The sequence below is a fragment of the Bradyrhizobium sp. 215_C5_N1_1 genome, from assembly GCF_052075935.1.
GTDB lineage: Bacteria > Pseudomonadota > Alphaproteobacteria > Rhizobiales > Xanthobacteraceae > Bradyrhizobium > Bradyrhizobium barranii.
In genome coordinates this window covers 4,398,072-4,419,417 of the sequence record NZ_CP197228.1, presented here as the reverse complement: position 1 = coordinate 4,419,417, position 21,346 = coordinate 4,398,072, and the positions used below count along the sequence as shown (strand labels likewise).

Genomic DNA, 21,346 nt, shown 5'->3' with positions numbered 1-21,346 from the left:
TGTTCTTCAAAACGCCCGCTTGACAAGCCCTGCCCTTCGGCTGTAGGGACCCGCCCCATGATCAACGCTCGGACCCATCAGCGCACCGAAATGCTCCGCCGTCGCTTCCGCGACGACGAGAGGGTGCGCCATGTCCGACGACGCCGCTGAACCACTGAATTCAGCTGAGTTTTCGAGAAAGGCCGCACCCGCAAGGTGCGGCCTTTCTGCTTTTTGCGCTCCATTTCCACCCGCCTCCAGAGGAGTTCGACATGACCACGCATCCGTTTGACGCGCTGATGGACATCACCGCACGGCCCAAGGCGGTGTTCGTCCGCGGCGCGGGCTCCTACCTCTGGGACGACAGCCGCAAGCGCTATCTCGATTTCGTGCAGGGCTGGGCCGTGAACTGCCTCGGTCACTCCCCGCCCGCGATCGCCGATGCGCTTTCCGCGCAGGCCAAGCGGCTGCTGACGCCGAGCCCGGCGTTCTACAACGAGCCGAGCCTGAAGCTTGCCGAGCGGCTGGTCGCAAACAGCGCGTTCGACCAGGTGTTCTTTGCCAACTCGGGCGCGGAAGCCAACGAGGGCGCGATCAAGCTCGCGCGTAAATACGGCAGCCTGCACAGGAACGGCGCGTTCGAGATCATCAGCTTCGCAGGCGGCTTCCACGGCCGGACGCTGGCGACGATGTCAGCCTCGGGCAAGAAGGCGTTCGAGCCGCTGTTCGAGCCGAAGGTCGCCGGCTTCAAGAAGGCGAAGCTGAACGACATCGCCTCGGTCGAAGAGCTGATCAACGACAACACCGTCGCGGTGATGCTGGAGCCGATCCAAGGCGAGTCCGGCGTGTGGCCCGCGACCGATCAGTTCCTGAAGGAACTGCGCGCGCTCACCGACGCGCACGGCCTGCTGCTCATTTTTGACGAGATCCAGACCGGCATGGGCCGGACCGGAAAACTCTTCCACTACGAGCACACAGGCATCGCGCCCGACATCATGACGCTCGGCAAAGGCATCGGCGGTGGCGTGCCGCTCGCAGCCCTGCTCGCAACCGAACGTGCCTCCTGCTTCGAGCACGGCGATCAGGGCGGGACCTTCAACGGCAACCCGATCATGTGCGCGGCGGGGCTCGCGGTGCTGGAAGAGATCAGCAAGCCCGACTTCCTGAAGACGGTCACCGAGACCGGCCTGCTGCTCGAAAGCGAGTTGCAGAAGGTCTCGGCCCGGCACGGCCTCGGCGGCGTGCGGGGACGCGGCCTCCTGCTCGCGCTCGACCTCAAGCTGCCGATCGCGCCAGGCATCGTCGCGCAGGCGTTCGAGGCCGGCGTGCTCCTGAACGCGCCGCAGCTCGACACGCTGCGCTTCATGCCGGCGCTGAACGTCACGCGGGCCGAGATCGTCGAGATGATCGATTGTCTCGACGGGATTTTGACCAGGGCCGGCGCGGCAAGACGCGTCGCGTGAGGCCAGTCTCGTGCCCCGGACGCAGCGCAGCGCCCCTTCGGCGGTGCGCTGCAGAGCCGGGGCCCAGCCGGGGAGATGGTCCCGGCCCTGCGCAGCAGCGTTTCACGCTGCGGCGCGTGCGGGACACGGGAGCAGAGGATGACGAAGACTACGGCTTCAGAATCGACGCGCCGGTGGTCTTGCGGCTTTCGAGATCGATATGCGCCTTGGCGGCGTCCTTGAGCGCGTAGGCGTGGTTGATCGGCACGTGCAGCTTGCCGTTGATGACGGCGGCGAACAGCGTGTCGGCGCCTTCCAGCAGCTCCTTGCGCGTTCCGACGTAGTCATTGAGCTTCGGCCGCGTCGCAAACAGCGAGCCGTGATTGTTGAGCTCGGCGATCGAGAACGGCGGCACGGGCCCCGAGGCATTGCCGAACGAGACGAACATGCCGCGCGGCTTCAGGCAGGACAGCGAGCCCGGGAAGGTCGCCTTGCCGACGCCGTCATAGACGACGTCGCAGCCCTCGTTGCGGCTGATCTGCTTCACGCGGGCGACGAAATCCTCCTCGTTGTAGAGGATGACGTGGTCGCAGCCATTTGCCTCTGCAAGCTCCGCCTTCTCGCGCGAGCCGACGGTGCCGATGACGTGGGCGCCGAGCGCCCTCGCCCATTGGCAGGCGAGCAAGCCGATGCCGCCGGCCGCGGCATGGATCAGCACGCGATGATGCGGCTCGACCTTGAAGGTCTTGTGCAGGAGATACCAGACCGTCAGCCCCTTCAGCATCAGCACGGCGCCCTGCTCGTGCGTGATGTGGTCGGGCAGCTTGACCAGCTTCTCCCAGGGGATGTTGCGCTCGCCGGTATAGGCGCCGAGATTGTGGTAGTAGGCCACGCGATCGCCGGGATGGAAATGCGTCACGCCGGGCCCGACGGCGATGACCTCGCCCGACGCCTCGTTGCCGGCGATGAAGGGCAGCCCCGGCGCCTTGTAGAGGCCGGTGCGATAGTAGACGTCGATGAAGTTCAACCCGACCGCATGCTGGCGGATGCGCACCTCGCCGGAAGCCGGCGCCGGGACATCGACGCTCTCATAGACCAGGGCTTCGGGGCCTCCGACCTTGTGCACTCGGACGGCTTTGGTCATCACCTGACCTCCTCTCGGTCTTCTCGCCGCTGAGCGAAAGACATCGCGCCCGCCTTGTCAACTCGACCCAGATTGGAACGGCTAAACGGACGACTTGCGGACTTTCCTGCGGTTGCGCTTCGCCAGCACGTTGAAGAATTCCACCGCCGCCGAGAACGCAATTGCGAAGTAGATGTAGCCGCGCGGAATGTGGAATTGGAATCCGTCCGCGACCAGGGCGACGCCGATCAGCACCAGGAACGCCAGCGCCAGCATCTTGGTGGTCGGATGCTCGGCGACGAATCGCGACACCGGCCCCGACGAAATGTACATGATCAGGCAGGCGATCACGACCGCCGCGATCATGATCTCGATGTCCTGCGCCATGCCGATCGCGGTGATGATCGAGTCCAGCGAGAACACGATGTCGATGACGATGATCTGGACGATCACCCAGAAGAACGCGCTGCCGCCGGACTCCCGGTCACCCCCGCCGTCATCGGCTTCGACCTCGGCGTGGATCTCATGCGTCGCCTTGGCGATCAGGAACAGGCCGCCGCCGATCAGGATGAGATCGCGCCAGGAGAAGCCGTAACCTGAAAATGAAAACACCGGCGCGGTCAGGCCGATCAGCCAGACCAGCAGGCTGAGCAGGATGATGCGGAAGATCAGCGCCAGCGCGAGCCCGATCTGGCGGGCGCGGTGGGCCTGCTTCTCGGGGATGCGCGAGACGATCACCGACAGGAAGATGACGTTGTCGATGCCGAGCACGATCTCGAGCGCGGTCAAGGTGAGCAGCGCGGCCCAGGCTTCAGGACTAGTGAGGAGGTGCATCATGCGAAGGATCTTGCCAGGCGGATCAAGGCGTCGCTGAAGCTGATCCAGAGCGCGATGGCGCAGAGCACGATTGTCACGCCGGTGCCGACGCGAAAATCCATCTCCAGCACATAGAGGCCGAGCACGGCCCAGATCGCGATCAGCGACATCGTCAGCCAGCGCAGCCGAACCACCCGCACCGGATGCAGCACGTGGAACGGCACGAAGGTCAGCACGACAAGCGCCGCGACCAGCAGCGTCGATACTAGCGGCGGCCAGTGCAGCAGGAACAGATAGAACGCCGCCGCATTCCACAGCGCCGGAAAGCCGCGGAAATGATTGTCGTCCGCCTTCATGCGCAGATCGGCGAAATATAACGCGCTGGTGACGATGATGGCGATGCCGAGCAGCGGCGCGGCCACCGGCAGCAACAGCCCGCTCGCCACGATCGCATAGGCCGGCACGAACACATAGGTGACGAAGTCGACCACGAGATCGAGCACGTCTCCCGACCAGTTCGGCTGCACATCCTTGACCTTCAGCAGGCGGGCGATCGGCCCGTCGATCGCATCGATGATCAGGGCAACGCCCAGCCACTGAAACATCGCCGCCCAATGCTCGCGCACGGCCTCCAGCATCGCCAGCAGCGCGATGGCCGCGCCGAATGCGGTGAAGATGTGCACCGAGAAGGCCGCGGCGCGGATCGCCGGTCTCGGCTTCAGGGAATCCTCTTGGGTATCCATGGCTTCTGCTATCAGAATGGGACCGGTTTGCACATCCGCCATTGCGGCGCGCGGTCGCACAATTCGCCACAAAATCAAGGAAATATAGCCGGGCTTGAATTTGCCGCGCAGCATGTCAATTGTCGTTCCATGACAGATGCATCGACACTCCATGACGCGGCCGTGATCGGCGGCGGACCGGCGGGACTGGCGGCCGCCATCGCACTGGCGCAGGCCGGCGCGCGGACCGCGCTGGTGGCGCGGCGCATGCCCTACGCCGACAACCGCACCACCGCCCTGCTCGGCGCCTCCATCGATCTCCTGGAGAGCCTCGACGTCTGGCCGCGCTGCAAGGGCAAGGCGGCCGCGCTCGAAATCATGCGCCTCGTCGACGACACCGGCCGGCTGTTCCGGGCGCCGGAGGTCCGGTTCTCCTGCCACGAAATCGCGCTCGACGCCTTCGGCTACAATATCGACAACCGCTCGCTGATGCTGGCGATGGAAGAACGCGCGGCCGAGTTGCCTAACCTCGTCCGTTGCGATGACGAGGCCGAAAGCGTCGTCATCGAAGCCGACGACGTCGCGATCCGCACGGCGTCCGCTCAATTCCTCACGGCCCAGCTCGTGGTCGGCGCCGACGGCCGGCACTCGCTGTGCCGGGAAGCCGCCGGCATCGCGGTGACGCGACGCGACCTGACGCAGACCGCGCTGACCTTCAACGTCGGCCACGCGCGCCCGCATCGCAACGTCTCGACCGAGTTCCACACGCCGCATGGCCCTTGCGTGTTCGTGCCCCTGCCCGGCGACCGCTCCAGCATCGTCTGGGTCTCGGCCCCCGCCGAGGCCGAGCGGCTTCGCGGATTGAGCGACGCGGAGCTGTCCGCCGCGATCGAGAAGCAGTCGCATTCCATTTTGGGACGCATGACTGTCGAGCCGGGCCGCAACCTATTCCCGCTGACGATCGAACGTCCAAAATCCTTCGGGCGCGACCGCATCGCGCTGGTCGGCGAAGCCGCCCATGTGGTCCCGCCGATCGGCGCCCAGGGCCTCAACCTTGGTCTGCGCGATGCCGCTGACATCGCCAGGCTCGCGGGCGAAGCCATCGCCGCGGGCCAGGATCCCGGCGCACCCGACGTGCTCAAGCGCTACGACCGGGCGCGGCGTCCGGACATTCTGAGCCGCACGTTTGCGATCGACATCGCCAACCGCTCCCTGCTCAACGATTTCCTGCCGCTCCAGCCGGTCCGCGCGGTCGGCATGCACCTGCTCGGCGCCATCGGCCCGCTGCGGCGCTTCGCCATGCGCGAGGGCCTGACCCCGACGTGGCGGCGGTAGGCTCGCTTACGGAAACGCCAGCCGGCCGGTCTGGATCGCCCACATCACGCCGGTCAGCGTGACCACCGACGCGAAGGTCCCGAGCAGCACCGCGACAGAGGCGGATTCGATCCACGCGTCGTTCTGCCGCGCGATCACGAACACGTTGAGCGCCGGCGGCAGCGAGGCCATCAGCACGGCGGTCGCGGCCCAGGGCTGCGCGAACGGTCCGAACGCCAGCATCAGGCCGAACGCGGCGAGCGGGTGAATCAAGAGCTTCACTGCGATCACGCCCGGCACCTCCCACGGCACCCGGTTGAACGGGCGGAGCGCCACGGTCACGCCGAGCACGAACAGCGCGGTCGGTGCGGCTGCGTTCTGAAGGAACGTGATGGTGCGATCGAGTGCGACCGGTAGCTCGATATGAAGCGCCGCCACGGCCGCGCCAAAGCAGGCCGACATGATCAGCGGGTTGAGCACGATCTGTTTCAGCACGACGCCGAAGGCATGGACCAGCGAGGGATGGTCGCGGTCGGAGAGCTCGATCAGCAGCGGCACGATCGTGAACAGGAAGATGCTGTCGCAGCAGAAGATCAGCGCGGTCGGCGCCGAGGCCTTCGGCCCAAGCACGGCGAGCGCCAGCCCCGGCCCCATGTAGCCGATATTGCCATAGCCGCCGGAGAGGCCCGCAAGCGTCGCCTCGCGCAGCGTCAGCCGTCCCAAAACCTTGCCGACGACCAGCGCCAGGGTGAACGCCGCAACCGTGGACAGCGTGGTCGCGACCAGGAACGGCGGGTTGTTCAATTCCGCAAACGGCGTCTTCGACATGATCGCAAACAGCAGCGCCGGCAGCGACACGTAGAGCAGGAAGAAGTTCATCCAGGCGAGGCCTGATTCCGGCAGGGACTTGGCCTTGCCGCAAGCGAATCCAACAAAGATCAAGCCGAAATAAGGTAGCGCCAGATTGAGGATATCGATCATTGATGAAGTGTTTTCTGAAGATTTGGGGGCTATCCACCCCTTAGTCGAAGGTCAATTCCAGGTCAGGGCACTAGCATCGGCCACAATCCTGGTCTATCGACGGGGAATGATTAAAGCGAGGACCGCCAAATTCCAGATCGGACAGGTCGTTCGCCACCGGATCTTCTCGTTCCGGGGGGTGATTTTCGACATCGATCCGGAATTCAACAACACCGAGGAGTGGTGGCTGTCGATTCCCGAAGAGGTGCGGCCTCACAAGGACCAGCCGTTCTACCACCTGCTCGCGGAGAACGCGGAGTCGGAATACGTCGCCTATGTCTCCGAGCAGAATCTGGTGCCTGACGATTCCGGCGAGCCGATCCGCCATTCCCAGGTCGCCGAGATCTTCATCAAGGACAAAACCGGCGGCTATCGCCCGCGCAATCCGTCGCTGAACTGAGCCGACCGCGCTTGAAGTGAGTTTTGCCGCCATCAAGCGGCCAGCAAAAAAGGCGCTCGAACCGAGCGCCTTTTTCATGTCCGGGATTTTAGCCCGCTTACTTCTGACCGGTCGGAGCCGCGCCGGGCGCGCCACCGTTCTGCTCGAGCTTCTTGCGCTGCTCGTCGGCCTTCTTCTGAAGCTCTTCCTGAAGCTTCTTCTGGGTTTCCTCGAACACCTTCGGATCAGTCGGCGGACCGTCATAGGCCTTCTGGAATTCGCCAGCGAGCGGCAGCGGCAGCGTCAAGGGCGCACCGTTGGCATTGATCGCCTGGACAACGAGGTTCTGGCCCTTCTTCATGTTGCCGATGAGCTCGGGCGTGGCCTCGTAGTCGGACATGCAGCCATTCTGGAAGCAGATCACGTAGGGGCTCTGCAACGGCGCATTGTTGTCCACGATGATGCGGGTGCCGTGCACGAGCTGCATGCCGAGCGGCAGCGTCACGCGCAGGATCTTCTTGGGCTCACCTTCGGGCTCGATGATCACGGCCGCGATGACCGGCTGGCCCGACTCGATGCGGCCGTCCTTGCCGGTGAAGCAGACCTGCTTGGCGTTGGCGTCCTGGCCCTTGAGGCAGAACTTGGTCCAGGGGGCGTAGATCAGCTGGATCTGCTGATCGGCCGGCTGGGCCGCGGCGCCCTGCTGCGCCGGAGCGCCCTGCGCGGGAGCCGGCTGGGCGGGAGCCTGGGCAGCCGGCGCCGGAGCCTTGGGGGCAGCCTTCGGAGCGGCTTTCGGGGCCGCCTTGGGCGCGGCGGGGGCACCGGGGGCCGGCGCCGGGGTCTGGGCCTCAGCGGCAAACGGAACGGCCAATGCCGTCGCCGTCAACAAGGCGAGAAGTCGCCCGCGCGGCCGGACGGACGCGGCCAAGTAACGGAAATTCATTGCGGAAAACCCTTTCTGAACGGGAAGTGCCCGAACCGCTCCGAAGCGACGAACCTGGCCGCGTTGGGCGCGGCTCTCTCCCCGTCAATTGAGGCGGATAAGTGACGGGCTCGACGCTCTTGCGCGATTGCGTGCCTTCTTAACGTGGCCGACGAAAAGATCAATGCCGACAAGCGTCTTTGACCACGCCTTGAACCGCTCCCTGGCCTGCGATCCGTGAAATTCCTTGTGATAGGATTCAGGCCCGCAGGTCCTCGAATCAACGTGTGCCGATGTCCATGTTCCAGCGCCTTCTCGAGGGCCTTCGTGAGGGCCTTGACACCCGCCTCTGTCTTCTCGCCTTCGTCGTCGCCTCCGCGCTCTCCGCAAGCGGCGCACGGGCTGGGGAAGCCCATGCCATCGCGATGCACGGCAAGCCGGCGATGCCGGCCGATTTCACCCACATGCCCTACGCCAACCCTGATGCCCCCAAGGGCGGCCGGCTCACCTGGGGCATTCTCGGCACCTTCGACAGCCTCAATCCCTTCATCGTCAGGGGATTGGCCGTGCAGCCGGTGCGGAACTACGTGGTCGAGAGCCTGCTCGCACGCGGCAATGACGAGCCGTTCACGCTCTACGGCCTGCTCGCCAGATCGGTCGAGACCGATGACGCGCGGAGCTTTGTCACGTTCCGCCTCGATCCCCGCGCCCGCTTCTCCGACGGCAAGCCGGTCCTGGCGGAGGATGTGCTGTTCTCCTGGCAGCTGCTGCGCGATCACGGCCGCCCCAACCATCGGCAATATTACGCCAAGGTCGCCAAGGCCGAGGCGCCCGACCCTCTCACCGTCCGCTTCGACCTGGCTGGCGCCAACGACCGGGAATTGCCGCTGATCCTCGGCCTGATGCCGATCCTGGCGAAGCATGCAGTGGATGTCGCGACCTTTGAGGAGACGACGCTGACCGGCCCGATCGGCTCGGGCCCGTATCGGATCATGGCGGTAAAGCCCGGCGCCAGCGTGACCTTGACCCGCAATCCCGACTATTGGGGCCGCGACCTGCCCATCAATCGCGGGCTCTACAATTTCGACGAGATCAGGCTCGACTATTTTCGCGAGGCCAACGGCCAGTTCGAAGCCTTCAAGCGCGGCCTCTATGATTTCCGCGTCGAGCACGAGCCGCTGCGCTGGCACGACGGTTACGACTTTCCAGCCGCCAAAAGCGGCGAAGTGATCCGCGACACCATCAAGCCCGGCGTGCCGCAGCCTTCCGAATTCCTGGTGTTCAACACGCGCCGTCCGATCTTCGCCGACATCCGCGTGCGCCGGGCACTGACGCTGCTGTTCGATTTCGAGCTGGTCAACCGCAACTACTTCTTCGGACTCTATTCGCGCGTTGCCGGCTATTTCGCCGGCTCCGACCTGTCGGCCTATGGCCGGCCTGCGGACGCGCGCGAACGCGAGCTGCTGAAGCCCTTCGCCGCGCAGATCCCGCCCGACGTCATGGACGGCAGCTACCGCCTGCCCGTCACCGACGGCTCGGGGCGCGACCGGACGACGCTGCGCGCGGCACTCAAGCTCCTGTCGGACGCCGGCTACGATCTCGACGGCACCGTGCTGCGTAACCGCGCGACAAAGGCCCCCTTCACCTTCGAGATGCTGGTGACGACCCGCGACCAGGAGCGCATCGCGCTCGCGTTCCAGCGCGACCTCAAGCGCGCCGGCATCGAGCCGAGCGTTCGCGCGGTCGATCCCGTGCAGTTCGACCAGCGCCGGCTCGGCTACGAGTTCGACATGATCCAGAACCGCTGGGACCAGTCGCTGTCGCCCGGCAACGAGCAGTATTTCTATTGGGGGAGTGCGGCCGCCGACAATCCGGGCACCCGCAACTACATGGGCGCCAAAGATCCCGCCGTCGACGCCATGATCGACGCCCTCCTCGAGGCCCGTGATCACACGGCCTTCGTCTCGGCGGTGCGGGCGCTCGACCGCGCCTTGATCTCCGGTTTCTATACAATCCCCCTGTTTAACGTATCCGAGCAATGGATCGCGCGCTGGAATCGGATAGAACGGCCAAAGGCCACCGCGCTGTCCGGATACCTGCCGGAGACCTGGTGGTCGAAGGGGCAGCCGCAAGCGAAGTGACGCCGTGAATCAGCCAGCCGTATCGCCGACGCTCGACACGCTGTTTCAGCGCACGCTGATGCGGCAACCGCACGCGCCCGCTCTGCTCGATCCCCTCAACAAGGCCCGCGTGACCGGCCACCAGCCGCGGCGGATGACCTATGCCGAGGCCGACACCACCATCGAGGCCCTGTCGGCGCATTTCGTCGAATCGGGCCTGCCGGCCAATTCCGTCATCGCGATCCAGCTGCCTGCTACGGTCGAGTTCGTGCTGACAGTGCTCGCCGCGCATCGCGCCGGGCTCGTCGTCGCCGTGCTGCCGCTGCTCTGGCGCCATGCGGAACTGACCGCCGCGCTGAACCGCACCGCCGCGCGCGCCATCGTCACCATGAGCAAGGTCGACGGCGTCAGCTATTCCGACCTCGCAATGCACGCCGCCGCGGAGGCCTTCTCGATCCGCTACGTCTGCGGTTTCGGCGCCGACCTGCCCGAGGGCATGGCCTCGCTCGACGACGTGCTGGCCCGCCCGCCGGGCACCACGCGCGCCGTGATCCAGGACGGCCGCAAGGCGGCGATGATCTCCTTCGACGTCACCGCGGAAGGCTTTCGCCCGGTGCCGCGGCCGCATTTCAGCCTGATCGCCGGCGGGCTCGCGATGTCGCTGGAAGCCGACATCAAGCAGGGCGCGACCGTGATGGCAGCGTTCACGCCGATGTCGTTCGCGGGCCTCGCCTCCTCGCTCGCGGTGTGGCTGCTCTGCGGCGGCACGCTGGCGCTGCATCATCCCTTCGAGAATGACGTGCTGGAACAGCAAATCAACGCGCACGAATGCGAGGTGCTGATCGCCCCCGCGCAGCTCGCGCTGCGGCTCGGCGATGCCGATCTCGCGGCGCGGATGCCGAGCTTGCGCAACGTCATCGGCCTCTGGCGCGCGCCCGAGCAGGTGGCGGCGAGCGATGCCTGGATCGCGCCGCATGCACCGCTGACCGACGTCTATCTGTTCGGCGAGGCCGGGCTGTTCGGCGCCCGCCGCGGCGAGGACGGCATGCCTGTTGCGGTGATGCCCGGACCGCACGGCGCCCCGCGCGAGCAGTCCGGTTCCTCCATCGCCGGCGAGATCCTGCTGACGCCCAGGGGCACGCTCGGCCTGCGCGGAGCGATGGTGCCGATCGCGGCCTACGCGCCGCCGCAGCCGGTCGGCGACACGCTGACGGCGCAGCCGCCGCGCGATTATGTCGACACCGGCTATGCCGCGCGGCTCGACCGTCCGAGCGGCGCGATCTGCATCACCGCACCGCCCTCCGGCATCATGGCCGTCGGCGGCTACCGCTTCCTGTCCAACGACCTCCAGGAATGGGCGCGCCGGCTCGGCCAGGGCGCCCTGCTCACCGCACTGCCCGACCGGCTCTCGGGTCACCGGCTCGCAGGACGGGCGCAAGACAATGCCCGCGCCCGCGAAGCGCTCAATGAACTCGGGCTTAACCCCCTGATGGTCGAGGCTTTTCGCGACCGCTCCGGGCCGGTTTAAGCCCAGTTTCGACCCATCCATTGACGCTGCATTAAGGCAACCGGACTAGATTGCGCAGCATCTGTTGCGTGATCAGAGTTTGCGATGTCCCAGGCGGGCCCGATCCTGTTTGTGTCCAACGCCCAGCGGCCGCCTTTCATTGCGGCACTGGACGAGGCCCGTCTGTTTCCCGTCGTCGACACCGACTGGGCCAGCGCGGCGCGCGCGGTCGAGCAGGTGCAGCCGTCCGCGGTTCTCGCCGCGATGCATGTCGGGCACGAGCCCCATCTGGCGACGCTCGCCAGGAAGATCGCGGACCAATCGCCCTACCTGCCGTTCGTGGCGCTCGATGCTGCGGGCACGCTGCCGCAGAACGCCCTGCCCTTCTCCTCGCGCGGCGGCAATTCCGACCGCCTCGTCGCGCGGCTCCGCGCGGCGCTGCGCGTACGGACTCTCCATGCGACGGTTCTGCGCCGGCTGCCGGACGCGAAAGTCGGTTTGCCGGAGGGGGATCCGGCACGCGATGCAACGGTGCTCCTGATCGGCCGCGGCGCAGCTTATCCTGCGCTCTCCGTCGCGTTCGGCGAACGCGTCGGGGTCGTCGGCGCGCTCTCGATCGAGGCCGCGGCCAAGCATCTCAACACCCGCGATATCGATGGCGTCGTGCTCGCCGAAGGTTTTACCGCGCGCGTCACCGACGCCTTCCTCACGGTGCTCGCGGAAGACACCCGATTCCGCAGCCTGCCAGTGGCCGTCACCGCGCACCAGCTCGCGCAGACTTACGACCTGCCCAATCTCGAGCTGATCCCGGGCGAGCCGGCGATGGTCGCCGCCAACGCGCTGCCGCTAATCCGCCAGCACGCGATGGAAGCGCAACTGAGCCGCACGCTGCGCTCGATCGATGCCGGCGGCTGGCTCGACCCGCGCAGCGGCCTGCTCACGGTGGAAGCTTTTGCCCGCGATTTCGCCAAGGCGGTCGAGCAGGCTCTTGCCCGCGGCGGCGGCCTCTCCGTGGCGCGCTTCGCCTTCGAGCCCGGCAATTCCCGTGCCCAGCTCGACGCCGCGCGGATCCTGAGCCGCCTGATGCGGCAGATGGATTTTGGCGTGGCGCAGAAAGACGGCTCCGTCGTCGTCGTGTTCGCGGAGACCGACTTCCGCACCGCCCACATGATCGCCCGCCGCCTGTCGGCGGTGATGCGGCACACCTCCAATGGCAAGCACGAGATGCGCAGCGATCCCGTCGTCAGCGTGGACTCGCTGTCGCCGTCGGATACGGCGCGGTCGCTGCTCGGGCGTCTCTCAGCCGACGCGTCGCGCGCGGCGTCGTAGTCGCGCGTCAGCAATCCCCTATCACGAGCGCGCCCCTTGTACGGGGATCGTCGCGCTAAGCGCCGCCATTCGCGCCCGATTTCGGGGCGGTCGCCAGAGCGGGAGTGGCCAGGAGAAAGCCGACAGTCTCGTTCAGGAGCTCGTGGGCCCGGTCGACGATGTCGTCCAGCGACATCGTCTTTGCGAACATGCGCTGCGCTTCGGCCAGCAACTGGTCGCGAGTCGGCATGCTGGACAGACGCAAATCGGCACGCTGCTGCAACAGAATGATCGCGTCCCGGACCGACAATTCGGTCTCATGAATCGACGTCTTGATCGCCTGTGCGATGTGTTCAGGATTGAAGCGAGCGGCGAGCTGCTCGGCCGCTTGCTTGATCGCGCGTGATCCCAACCGATGCTCATTGCGCAGGACCTGCTTGGGCGGCATCTTCAGATCCCGGACAATCCCGAGCCAGGACAAGGCCACCAGGATATAATAGGTGAGATCAATCTCGTACCAGTGGAAGCCCTGTCGAGCACTGGCCTGATAGGCGTGGTGATTGTTGTGCCACCCCTCACCCATCGTGACGAGCGCGAGCAGCCAGTTGTTGCGGGAATCGTCGCCGGTCACATACCGCCTGCGGCCGTGAACATGTGCAAGGGAGTTGATGCAGAACGTGCCGTGATACACGAGCACCGTGCTCCAGAGGAAGCCGACCACGAGCCCTGACCACCCCGCAATGAGGAAGCAGAGGCCCGCGAGCACGAACGCCGGCAGAAGTTCCAGTTTGTGCAGCCACATCAATTCGGGATACGACGCCAGATCCGATACTTTCACCAGGTCGGTTGCATCGTGCTGCCGGTAGAAGATCCAGCCGAGATGACTGTAGAGGAAGCCCTTGTGCCGGGGCGAATGCACATCCTGCGCCGTATCCGAGTGAAGATGATGATGGCGATGTTTGGCAGCCCACCAGAGGACGCTTTTCTGAGCGCTGCTCTGGGCCAGGAAGGCCAGGATGAACTGAAACACCCGGCTGGTCGCGTAAGCCCGATGCGAGAAATACCGGTGATAGCCGGCGGTGATCGCAAACATGCGCAACCAGTACAGAACCGCGCAAATGGTAACGGCTTGCCACGAGACGCCCGACCAGATCGCCGCGAAGCATCCCGCGTGGACCAATATGAACGGCAGGACCTGCGGATACATGACGTCGTCGTGTTCGTCACCGTGTTCCTGGCCTGAATCGATATTGATAGACACGCTCGCGACCTCAGAAGTTCCAATGGGCGGGCAGCCCCGCTTTGCGGTACAAAAAACCCGCGGCCGGTAAACCAGTCGCGGGTCACACGAATCAGGTCATTAGTCAGGCACGCTATCAGCGGCGAGGCCAAGTCGGAGGCCAAGTCGTCGGCCCAACTCGACGAATCGAACATGGCTGTCGTTCGATCATTCCGCAAGTGGCCATATGCCGCTGTTTTGTATCCAAGTACCGCTCGGTGGCGCTCGGAACAATTACGCCGCCTTCTTGCTCTGCGCGAGCTGTGCCAGCTGGCGCATGATCTCCGTGGTGCCGGCGAGCCGCTCTTCCGGCGTCTCCCAGTCTTGCAGGAACACCACCTTCATGTCGGGCCGCACCTTGGCGGCCTGGCCGTAGCTGCGGATGAACGACACCAGGCGGTCGGGATGGGCGAACGAATTATCGCGGAAGGCGATGACGGCACCCTTCGGGCCGGCGTCGATCTTCCCGACATTGGCCGTGCGGCAGAACGCCTTGATCGCGGCGACCTTGAACAGATAGCGCACCTCGTCCGGTAACACGCCGAAACGGTCGCGCATCTCGGCGCCAAAGTTCTCGATCTCCTCCTCAGTGTCGAGATCGGCGAGCCGCCGGTACAGCGACAGCCGTACCGAGAGGTCGCCGACATAGTCTTCCGGAATGAGCACGGGCATGCCGATGGTGATCGAGGGCGACCAGCGGTCGGCGGCAGGCTCGGACACGCCGGCCTTGAGATTGACGATCGCCTCCTCCAGCATCGACTGGTAGAGCTCGAAGCCGACCTCCTTGATGTGGCCGGACTGCTCCTCGCCGAGCAGGTTGCCGGCGCCGCGGATGTCGAGATCGTGCGAAGCGAGCTGGAAGCCCGCGCCCAGCGTCTCCAGCGATTGCAACACGGTGAGCCGGCGCTCGGCCTGCGCGGTGATCTTCTGCTGCGCCGGCAGCGTGAACAGCGCATAGGCTCGCAGCTTGGAGCGGCCGACGCGGCCGCGGAGCTGATACAGCTGCGCCAGGCCGAACATGTCGGCCCGGTGCACGATCAGGGTGTTGGCGTTGGGAATGTCGAGGCCGGATTCCACGATGGTGGTCGACAGCAGGATGTCGAACTTGCCGTCGTAGAAGGCGGTCATGATGTCCTCGATCACCGCGGGCGGCATCTGGCCGTGCGCGACCGCGACCTTCATCTCCCGCACGTTCTTGTCGAGGAAGTCCTTGACCTCGGCGAGGTCGTCGATGCGCGGCACCACGTAGAACGCCTGGCCGCCGCGATAGCGTTCGCGCAGCAGCGCCTCGCGGATCATTAGCGGATCGTGCGGGGCAACGAAGGTGCGGACCGCGAGGCGATCGACCGGGGGCGATGCGATGATCGAGAGCTCGCGGACGCCGGTCAACGCCAGTTGCAGCGTGCGCGGGATCGGCGTCGCCGACAGCGTCAGCACGTGCACCTCGGAGCGAAGCGCCTTCAGCCGTTCCTTGTGGGTGACGCCAAAATGCTGCTCCTCGTCGACGATGACGAGGCCGAGATCGCGGAACTTGATCGCCTTGCCGAGCAGCGCGTGGGTGCCGACGACGATGTCGACCGAGCCGTCGGCAATGCCCTTCTTGACCAGGTTCAGCTCTTTGGTCGGGACCAGGCGCGAGGCCTGCGCCACGTTCACTGGAAAGCCCTTGAAGCGGTCGGTGAAGGTCTTGTGGTGCTGGCGGGCGAGCAGCGTGGTCGGCACCACGACCGCGACCTGCTTGCCTTCGAGCGCGACGGCAAAGGCCGCGCGCAAGGCCACCTCGGTCTTACCGAAGCCGACGTCGCCGCAGATCAGCCGGTCCATCGGACGGCCGAGCTCGAGGTCCTTCAGCGTGGATTCGATGGCCCCTAACTGGTCCTCGGTCTCGTCGTAGGGGAAGCGCGCGCAGAACTCGTCATAGAGGCCCGGCTGCACCGGCAGCTTTGGCGCCTCGTGCAAATGGCGCGCGGCGGCGATCTTGATCAATTCGCCCGCGATCTCGCGGATGCGATTCTTGAGCTTCGCCTTGCGGGTCTGCCAGCCGCTGCCGCCCAGACGATCCAGCTCGACCGCGGTCTGGTCGGAGCCGTAGCGCGACAGCAGCTCGATGTTCTCGACCGGCAGAAACAGTTTTGCGTCGGCGGCGTAATGCAGCTCAAGACAGTCATGCGGCGCGCCGGCGACGTCGAGGGTTTGCAAGCCGATGAAGCGGCCGATGCCGTGGTCGGCATGGACGACGATGTCGCCGGCGGTGAGGCTCGTCACCTCCGAGATGAAATTGTCGAGCTTGCGGCTGGCCTTGCGCGGCCGCACCAGGCGGTCGCCGAGGATGTCCTGCTCGCTGATCAGCGCGATCTCATCGGTCTCGAACCCGGCCTCCAGGCCGAGCACGGCGAGCATGGTCTCGTTGCGCGGGGTCGCCTGCACCGTCCGCCAGGCGTTGACGCTGGTGGTATGGGTCAGCTTGTGGTCGCGCAGCATCGAGGTCATGCGGTCGCGCGATCCCTCGCTCCAGAGTGCGATCACGACCTTCTTGCGCTGGGCATGCAGCGCCATCACGTGGCCGACGACGGACTCGAACACGTTGACGGTGGCGTCGTTGCGTTCGGGTGCGAAGTCGCGGCCCTTGCGCGCGCCGGCATCGACGATCGACGCACCATCGGCCGGAACCGAAAACTGCGTCAGCCGCACCAGCGACATCTCGCTTTCGCGCCTGGTCCATTCCTCGTCGGTGAGATAGAGCCTGTCGGGCGGCAGCGGCTTGTAGATGGCACCGCCGCCGGGATGCTCCATCGCATCGCGGCGGGCTTCGTAGTAATCCTGGATCTGCTTGAAACGCTCGCGAACGGCGTCCTCGGCCTGCGGCTCGATCGCTATGGCTGCGCCTTGCAGATAGTCGAACAGCGTGTCCATCCGGTCCTGGAACAGCGGCAGCCAGTGCTCCATGCCGGGATGGCGGCGGCCCTCGCTGACGGCCTCGTACAGCGCGTCGTCGCGCTCGGGCGCGCCGAACTCGGCGACATAGCCCATGCGGAAGCGGCGGATGGTGTCGGTGACGAGCTGGAATTCCGAGATCGGCACGAGGTCGAGCGAGCGCATGTCGAGCATCGTGCGCTGGGTCTCGGCGTCGAAGGAGCGGATCGATTCCAGGCTGTCGCCGAAGAAGTCGAAGCGGACCGGCTGGTCGAGGCCGGCCGGAAACAGATCCAGGATACCGCCGCGCACGGCATATTCGCCGGGCTCGCGCACGGTCGAGGAGCGGTTGTAGCCGTTGTGCTCGAGCCAGGCGATGATGGTGTCCATCGGCACCACATTGCCCGGCGCAACCGACAGTGCCTGCGCGGCGACGAGTTCGCGCGCAGGGACGCGCTGCACGATTGCGTTCACCGTGGTCAGCACGATCAGCGGCTTGTCGCTGCCGGTCAGCGGCGCAAGCCGCGCCAGTGTGGTCAGGCGCTGCGCCAGGATGCCGCCATGCGGCGAGACGCGGTCATAGGGCTGGCAGTCCCAGGCCGGAAAGGTCAGCACCGGCAAATCGGGCGCGAAGAATTGCAGCGCGCGCTCGAGCTGCTGCATTCGCGCACCGTCGCGGCAGACCACGGCGAGGCTGACGGCCGGTTTCTTCGGCCGCGCCGCGATGGCGCGGGCCAGATCGGAGATGACGAGGCCCTCGGCGCCCTCGGCAACATTGGCAAGCGTCAGCGCGCGGCCGGGCGTGAGCAGCTCGGCCGGCGACTTCATCCCCTGTTTCATAAATCGCCGTCCGTAATCGGGAACGCCTTGATGCGGGCAAACAGCGCGCCGGTGACATCAGCTGGCAGCACCTTGTCACCGGTGATGGCGGCATAGAGATCGGGATCGGACTCCTCGAGCAGGGTCTCGAGCTCGGTCAGCTCGTCATCGGACAGATTGCCGATCTCGGCATCCGCGAAGCGGCCCAGGATCAGGTCCATCTCGCGCGTGCCGCGGTGCCAGCAGCGGAACAGAAGCCGCTTGCGGCGATCGTCCAGCCCGTTGCTCGATCGTGTCGTTCCCGTCATGTCTCAGATCCAGTCAAACGCAGAAAGCCCGGACGTGCCGGGCCGGGGTGATATAGCCACTCGGACCGCCCCTGTCAGCCCTCGATTTGGCATGGCCCGCTGCCCGCGCGGGCGCCGCGAAAAAAGCCGTGGATGCCCGGCATAAAGCCGGGCATGACGGGCCGAAACGATCCTAGATTCGCCTGATGCGCCCCAGCCTGCTCAATCCGCTGTTTGCTCCCGTGACCAGCCTGCCCGGCGTCGGTCCGAAGCAGGACAAGCTGCTGCAGTACCTGCTCAGCCGCAATGAGACGCCGCGCCTGATTGACCTGCTGCTGCATTTGCCGAGCCAGGTCATCGACCGCCGTGCGCGGCCAAAGATCCGCGACGCCGTCCAGGGAACCATGGTGACGCTGGAGGTCACCGTCGATCGCCATCGCCCGCCTCCGCCGCGCAACGCCCGGGCGCCCTATCTCGTCTACGCCAGCGACGACACCGGCGACGTCGTGCTGACCTTCTTCCGCGCCAAGCCCGGCTATGTCGAAAAGCTGCTGCCGATGGGCGAGAAGCGCTACGTCTCGGGCACACTGCAGATGTATGACGGCATCCCGCAGATCGTGCATCCCGACCGCGTGCTCGACGAAGAGGCGATCTCGAAGCTCTCGGGCATCGACCCGGTCTATCCGCTGACCACGGGTCTGGCGCTCGGCTCGCTGCGACGCGCGGTCGCGCAAGCGCTGCAGAAGCTGCCCGCCCTGCCGGAATGGATCAGCCCGGAGGTGATGCGCCGCTGCAGTTTTCCGACGGTCACCGAGGCGCTCAGCCGCGTGCATCAGCCGGTCGAGCTCACCGACATCCTGCCCGAAAAGCCCTACTGGTCGCGCCTCGCCTTCGACGAGCTTTTGGCCGGCCAGCTCGCGCTGGCCCTGATCCGCGCGCAATTGCGCCGCCCGGCCGGCGTCCGCAACGCCGGCGACGGTCACTTGCGCAACAAGATCATCGACGCCCTGCCCTATGCATTGACGTCGTCGCAGCGAGAAGCGACCGCCGCGATCGCGAACGATCTGCAACAACCCGTGCGCATGCTGCGCCTGCTTCAGGGCGATGTCGGCTCGGGCAAAACCGTGGTGGCGCTGCTGGCGGCCGCCGCCGTCGCCGAAGTCGGCAAGCAGGCCGCGCTGATGGCGCCGACGGAAATTTTGGCGCGGCAGCACATCAAGACCATCGCCCCGCTCGCGGAGCGCGCAGGGCTGCGCGTGGCCATCCTCACCGGCCGCGAGAAGGGCAAGGAGCGGCGCGAGCTGTTGGCACAACTCGAAGCCGGCGAGATCAATCTCCTCGTCGGCACCCATGCGCTGATCCAGGACGACGTGATCTTCAACGATCTCGCCCTGGCCGTCGTCGACGAGCAGCATCGGTTCGGGGTGCGCGAACGCCTCGCGCTGACCTCGAAGGGCGCCGCCGTCGATGTGCTGGTGCTGAGTGCGACGCCGATCCCGCGCACGCTGGTGCTAACCTATTTCGGCGACATGGACATCTCCGAGTTGCGCGAGAAGCCCGCCGGCCGCCAGCCGATCGAGACCCGCACCATATCGATGAGCCGCCTCAATGAGGTCACGGACAGCATCGGCCGGGCCTTGGAGGCGGGCAAGCTGGTCTACTGGATCTGCCCGCTGGTCGAGGAATCCGAGGCCGAAGGCACCGAGCACCTGACCAATGCGACCAAACGCTTCGAGAGCTTGCAAAAGCGTTTCGGCGACCGCGTCGGCCTCGTCCACGGCCAGATGAAGGGCACCGAGAAGGACCGCGTGATGGGCCAGTTCGCCGCCCATGAGATCGGCCTTCTGGTTGCGACCACCGTGGTCGAGGTCGGCGTCGACGTGCCGGCCGCGACCATCATGGTGATCGAGAACGCCGAACGGTTTGGCCTTGCCCAGCTGCACCAGTTGCGCGGCCGCATCGGTCGCGGCTCGGAAGCCTCGACCTGCCTCCTTCTCTACTCGGAGCCGCTTGGCGAGATGTCGAAGGCACGTCTGAAGGTGATCCGCGAGACCACCGACGGTTTTCGCATCGCCGAGGAAGATTTGAAGCTGCGCGGCGAAGGCGATGTGCTCGGCGTGCGCCAGAGCGGCCTGCCGGGCTACCGCATCGCGCGGTCGGAGGTGCACGGCCAGCTCATCACCCAGGCTAGAGACGAGGCGCTGCGGATCCTCAAAGACGATCCGAAGCTGAAGGGCGAGCGCGGCGAGGCGCTACGGTGCCTGCTGTATCTCTACGAGCGGGACGAAGCGATCCCGCTGATCGGGGCGGGTTAGCCTGCTGCTCTTCGGCGTCCGACCTCATAAGCCGCCACATGCGCGCGGGCCAGATCCAGCAGCGGCGTATCGATACCGAGCGTGCGGGCGCGATTGGCCATATCGCCCAGGATATGCTCCGCTTCGGTAACCGAACCACGCTCGATATCGCGCAACATCGAGGCCTTGAGCGGCGAGTCCAAGGTGGTGAAGAGCTTTCGGTCAAACTCGATGAACGGAGCGCGCGGCTCAAAACCCGACGCCGTTGCAACGGCACAGCATTCCGCGAACAGCCGGAAAATGGACTGCTCGCCGTTCGGCACCGCCAGGATGTCGCCGATACTTGCGCGCATCAGGCAAGTGATGCCAGCGAGCGTGCTGAGCTGGACGAACTTTTCCCACATGTCCTGCATGATCGCTTCGCTGGCGCGCACGTCGATGCCGGGGACATGGAGCAATGTTTCCAGCGCGAGCGCACGCTCGCTCAGCGCCCCGTTGGTCTCGCCGAAGACGATGGTCTGATTGGCCATGAACTGAACGACACGACCATCCGCATCGAGGCCGGCGCTGACGTTCGCCAACCCGCCGAGGACGCGCGCTGCACCGAACTTCGCGGTCAAGGTGTCGATATGTTTCAACCCGTTGAGGATCGGCAGGATCATCGTATCGGCGCCAACTGCCGGGGCAAACTGGGCCATCGCATCGTCGAGCGAGTAGGATTTCACCCCGACGAGCACGACGTCGAATGTCTCCTTGAGATCGTCTGCCAAGATGATCTTCGGCTGTACGGCAAAGTCGCCATGCGGACTCGCGACCTGCAATCCATTCCGCCGCAATTGCTCGGCACGCTTCGCTCGCACCAGAAAGGTCACGTCGCCGCCCGCTCGGACCAGGCGAGCTCCGTAATAGCCTCCAAGCGCGCCTGCGCCGATCACCAGCACTCTCATTCGAACTCCGATGCATCCATCTGTCTCCGCAGAAACGATAGCAGACGGGGCGTGCGGCGTCTCCTCCCCGTCATTGCGAGCGCAGCGAAGCAATCCAGAATCTTCCCACGGAGACAGGCTGGATTGCTTCGCTGCGCTCGCAATGACGAAGTGGA

16 protein-coding genes are annotated in these 21,346 nt (G+C 65.7%); 7 read left to right on the top strand and 9 right to left on the bottom strand.

Annotation, left to right across the window (positions count from 1 at the left end):
* Positions 1–251: 251 nt before the first annotated feature.
* On the top strand, positions 252–1,442 hold the full coding sequence (locus AB7G19_RS21295) for an acetylornithine transaminase (protein WP_283016528.1): 1,191 nt from the start codon (positions 252–254) through the stop codon (positions 1,440–1,442).
* A gap of 148 nt (positions 1,443–1,590) precedes the next feature.
* Here the strand turns inward: AB7G19_RS21295 and AB7G19_RS21290 are convergent, their stop codons facing one another.
* From AB7G19_RS21290 to pcsA, 3 genes are all read right to left on the bottom strand, one after another.
* Positions 1,591–2,565 (bottom strand): quinone oxidoreductase family protein, encoded by a 975-nt coding sequence (locus tag AB7G19_RS21290; RefSeq protein ID WP_014495182.1) that lies wholly within the window; start codon positions 2,563–2,565, stop codon positions 1,591–1,593.
* 81 nt (positions 2,566–2,646) lie between these two features.
* Positions 2,647–3,381, bottom strand: a complete 735-nt coding sequence (locus tag AB7G19_RS21285; protein WP_071913788.1) for a TerC family protein — start codon at positions 3,379–3,381, stop codon at positions 2,647–2,649.
* Positions 3,378–4,145: a phosphatidylcholine synthase gene (gene pcsA / locus AB7G19_RS21280; RefSeq protein ID WP_283016529.1), complete on the bottom strand. Its 768-nt coding sequence runs from the start codon at positions 4,143–4,145 to the stop codon at positions 3,378–3,380. Before pcsA ends, AB7G19_RS21285 begins: the two co-directional genes overlap by 4 nt.
* Before the next feature lie 87 nt (positions 4,146–4,232).
* On the opposite strand from pcsA, the gene AB7G19_RS21275 reads away from it, so the two are divergent.
* Positions 4,233–5,417, top strand: a complete 1,185-nt coding sequence (locus AB7G19_RS21275; protein ID WP_283016530.1) for a UbiH/UbiF family hydroxylase — start codon at positions 4,233–4,235, stop codon at positions 5,415–5,417.
* A 6-nt stretch (positions 5,418–5,423) separates the two neighbouring features.
* On the opposite strand, the gene AB7G19_RS21270 is transcribed toward AB7G19_RS21275, so the two are convergent.
* Positions 5,424–6,377 carry an AEC family transporter gene (locus AB7G19_RS21270; RefSeq protein ID WP_354123781.1) on the bottom strand — a complete coding sequence of 318 codons (954 nt, stop codon included), beginning with the start codon at positions 6,375–6,377 and terminating at the stop codon, positions 5,424–5,426.
* Positions 6,378–6,483: 106 nt separating this feature from the next.
* Between AB7G19_RS21270 and hspQ the strand changes: the two genes are divergently transcribed.
* Complete coding sequence (hspQ, locus tag AB7G19_RS21265; protein WP_014495177.1) at positions 6,484–6,816, top strand: heat shock protein HspQ; 333 nt, start codon at positions 6,484–6,486, stop codon at positions 6,814–6,816.
* 97 nt (positions 6,817–6,913) lie between these two features.
* On the opposite strand, the gene AB7G19_RS21260 is transcribed toward hspQ, so the two are convergent.
* Entirely contained in the window at positions 6,914–7,738 is an 825-nt protein-coding gene (locus tag AB7G19_RS21260; RefSeq protein ID WP_063983219.1) for an invasion associated locus B family protein, read from the bottom strand.
* A gap of 272 nt (positions 7,739–8,010) precedes the next feature.
* Between AB7G19_RS21260 and AB7G19_RS21255 the strand changes: the two genes are divergently transcribed.
* The 3 genes from AB7G19_RS21255 to AB7G19_RS21245 all read left to right on the top strand — a co-directional run bounded on the left by AB7G19_RS21255 (position 8,011) and on the right by AB7G19_RS21245 (position 12,673).
* The gene (locus AB7G19_RS21255) at positions 8,011–9,858 is read left to right on the top strand and encodes an extracellular solute-binding protein (protein ID WP_441268056.1); all 1,848 of its coding nucleotides are present in this window, start codon (positions 8,011–8,013) and stop codon (positions 9,856–9,858) included.
* Positions 9,859–9,862: 4 nt separating this feature from the next.
* The gene (locus tag AB7G19_RS21250; protein WP_354123779.1) at positions 9,863–11,365 is read left to right on the top strand and encodes a class I adenylate-forming enzyme family protein; all 1,503 of its coding nucleotides are present in this window, start codon (positions 9,863–9,865) and stop codon (positions 11,363–11,365) included.
* Positions 11,366–11,449: 84 nt separating this feature from the next.
* Positions 11,450–12,673 (top strand): GGDEF domain-containing protein, encoded by a 1,224-nt coding sequence (locus tag AB7G19_RS21245; RefSeq protein ID WP_354233586.1) that lies wholly within the window; start codon positions 11,450–11,452, stop codon positions 12,671–12,673.
* A gap of 55 nt (positions 12,674–12,728) precedes the next feature.
* On the opposite strand, the gene AB7G19_RS21240 is transcribed toward AB7G19_RS21245, so the two are convergent.
* The 3 genes from AB7G19_RS21240 to AB7G19_RS21230 form a co-directional block, all read right to left on the bottom strand.
* Positions 12,729–13,859, bottom strand: coding sequence for an acyl-CoA desaturase (locus AB7G19_RS21240; RefSeq protein WP_354123826.1), 1,131 nt, complete (start codon positions 13,857–13,859; stop codon positions 12,729–12,731).
* A gap of 306 nt (positions 13,860–14,165) precedes the next feature.
* The gene (mfd, locus tag AB7G19_RS21235) at positions 14,166–17,684 is read right to left on the bottom strand and encodes a transcription-repair coupling factor (protein WP_441268055.1); all 3,519 of its coding nucleotides are present in this window, start codon (positions 17,682–17,684) and stop codon (positions 14,166–14,168) included.
* Positions 17,681–17,971, bottom strand: a complete 291-nt coding sequence (locus AB7G19_RS21230; RefSeq protein ID WP_028147879.1) for an FAD assembly factor SdhE — start codon at positions 17,969–17,971, stop codon at positions 17,681–17,683. Before AB7G19_RS21230 ends, mfd begins: the two co-directional genes overlap by 4 nt.
* A 185-nt stretch (positions 17,972–18,156) precedes the next feature.
* On the opposite strand from AB7G19_RS21230, the gene recG reads away from it, so the two are divergent.
* Complete coding sequence (gene recG / locus AB7G19_RS21225) at positions 18,157–20,265, top strand: ATP-dependent DNA helicase RecG (protein ID WP_135213676.1); 2,109 nt, start codon at positions 18,157–18,159, stop codon at positions 20,263–20,265.
* On the opposite strand, the gene panE is transcribed toward recG, so the two are convergent.
* A complete protein-coding gene (gene panE, locus AB7G19_RS21220; protein ID WP_354123825.1) occupies positions 20,262–21,191 on the bottom strand; it encodes a 2-dehydropantoate 2-reductase in 930 nt (309 codons plus the stop codon). The genes recG and panE overlap by 4 nt on opposite strands.
* Positions 21,192–21,346 lie beyond the last annotated feature (155 nt).